Genomic DNA, 1561 nt, shown 5'->3' on the forward strand with positions numbered 1-1561 from the left:
GGTGTCCCCCGCTCCGCCCGGCTCCCCACCTGATCCCAGGCGCTCGGCTCCGGCCCAGAGCGGGGGCGTTTTTGTCGGTGGGCGTCGTTAGATTGCTCGCATGCATCGCCGTACGCAAACGCCGTCATGATCGACCTGACCGCCGACGAGGCGCGCCGCGTCATCCTGCGGGCTCAGGGGCTGATCGGCGCCGACGCCCGCAAGGGCGGGGTGCAGGGCATGCTGCGCCGCCTGGGCGCCGTGCAGCTCGACACGATCTCCGTCCTGGCCCGCTCCCACGAGCTGGTCGCCTACGCCCGGCTGGGCGCGGTGGGCCGGCCGACGGTCGAGCGCGCCTACTGGCACAACCCCGCGCGCAGCTTCGAATACTGGTGCCACGCCGCCTGCATCCTGCCGATCGAGCACTGGCCGCTCTACTCCTTCCGCCGCCGCGCCTACCGCGAGCGGCGCTACCGCTGGCACGAGGTCCCCGACGGGGTGGAGAAGCTGCTCGACCAGGTCCGCGACTCCGGCCCGCTGACGACCTCCGACGTCGGCGGCGCCAAGAACGGCGGCCCCTGGTGGGACTGGTCCGACGCCAAGATCGGCCTGGAGTGGCTGCTCGACATCGGCGAGCTGGTCTGCACCCGCCGCGTCGGCTGGCGCCGCGTCTACGACCTGGCCGAACGCGCGGTCCCCGCCGACCTGCTGGCCGAGGCCCCGTCCGACGAGGAGTGCATCACCCGCCTGGCCGCCGTCGCCGGCCGCTCGCTGGGCGTGGCCAACCGCACCGACCTGCTCGACTTCCTGCGCCTCAAGGGCCGCTACGCCGCGATCCTCGACGAGGTGCTGCTCAGCGGCGCCGCGGGGCTCGTGCCCGTCACCGTCTCCGGCTGGCCCGCCGGCAAGAAGGGCCAGGGCAACGCGTGGGCCGACCCCGACGCCGTCGCGTCCGAGCCGCGCGGGCGCCACCGCACGACGCTGGTGTCGCCGTTCGACTCGCTCATCTGGCATCGGGGCCGCACCGAGCGGGTGTTCGGGTTCGCCTACACGCTGGAGCTCTACGTCCCCAAGCACAAGCGGGTGCACGGCTACTTCACGATGCCGGTGCTGGCGGGGGGCCGCCTGATCGGCCGTGTCGACCCGGCCCGTGAGGGCTCCACCCTGGTGGCCCGGCAGGTCCACCTGGAGCCGGGTCTGTCCCCCGCCCGGTGGGCCGACGCCGTGCGCGAGGCGCTGTGGTCGGCCGCCGACTGGGTCGGCTGCGACGCCGTCCGCGTCGAGCGCGCCGACCCGCCCGAGCTGATCCCCCTCCTGCACGCGTGAAAGCGGCGGCCGGTGCCGGCCGCCGCTCCCGGGAGCGGTCAGGTGATCTCGAGCATGCGCTCCCTGACGGCGTAGACCACCGCTTCCATCCGCGAGTGCAACTGCAGCTTGTCGAGGATGTTGCGGACGTGGTTCTTCACGGTGTTCTCGGAGATGAACAACTGCTTGGCGATCTCGCGGTTGTTCATGCCCTTGGCCACCAGCCGGAGGACCTCCATCTCCCGGTCGGTCAGGCGGGGGACGGGGAGCTGGGGCG

At 73.0% G+C, this 1561-nt stretch carries 2 protein-coding genes; one reads left to right on the forward strand and one right to left on the reverse strand.

The features are described 5' to 3' along the window. Window positions 1-126: 126 nt before the first annotated feature. Window positions 127-1305, forward strand: a complete 1179-nt coding sequence (locus C1J01_RS47965; protein ID WP_111185796.1) for a winged helix-turn-helix domain-containing protein — start codon at window positions 127-129, stop codon at window positions 1303-1305. A gap of 38 nt (window positions 1306-1343) precedes the next feature. Here the strand turns inward: C1J01_RS47965 and C1J01_RS47970 are convergent. Further along, window positions 1344-1561: response regulator transcription factor (locus tag C1J01_RS47970; RefSeq protein ID WP_146616042.1), on the reverse strand; the 218-nt coding region annotated here is incomplete at its 5' end.

The organism is Nonomuraea aridisoli, assembly GCF_003236395.1.
GTDB classification, from domain to species: domain Bacteria; phylum Actinomycetota; class Actinomycetes; order Streptosporangiales; family Streptosporangiaceae; genus Nonomuraea; species Nonomuraea aridisoli.

Coding starts and splice junctions, on each gene's coding strand:
- C1J01_RS47965 (WP_111185796.1), top strand. CDS start 127: ATGATCGACCTGACCGCCGACGAGGCGCGCCGCGTCATCCTGCGGGCT.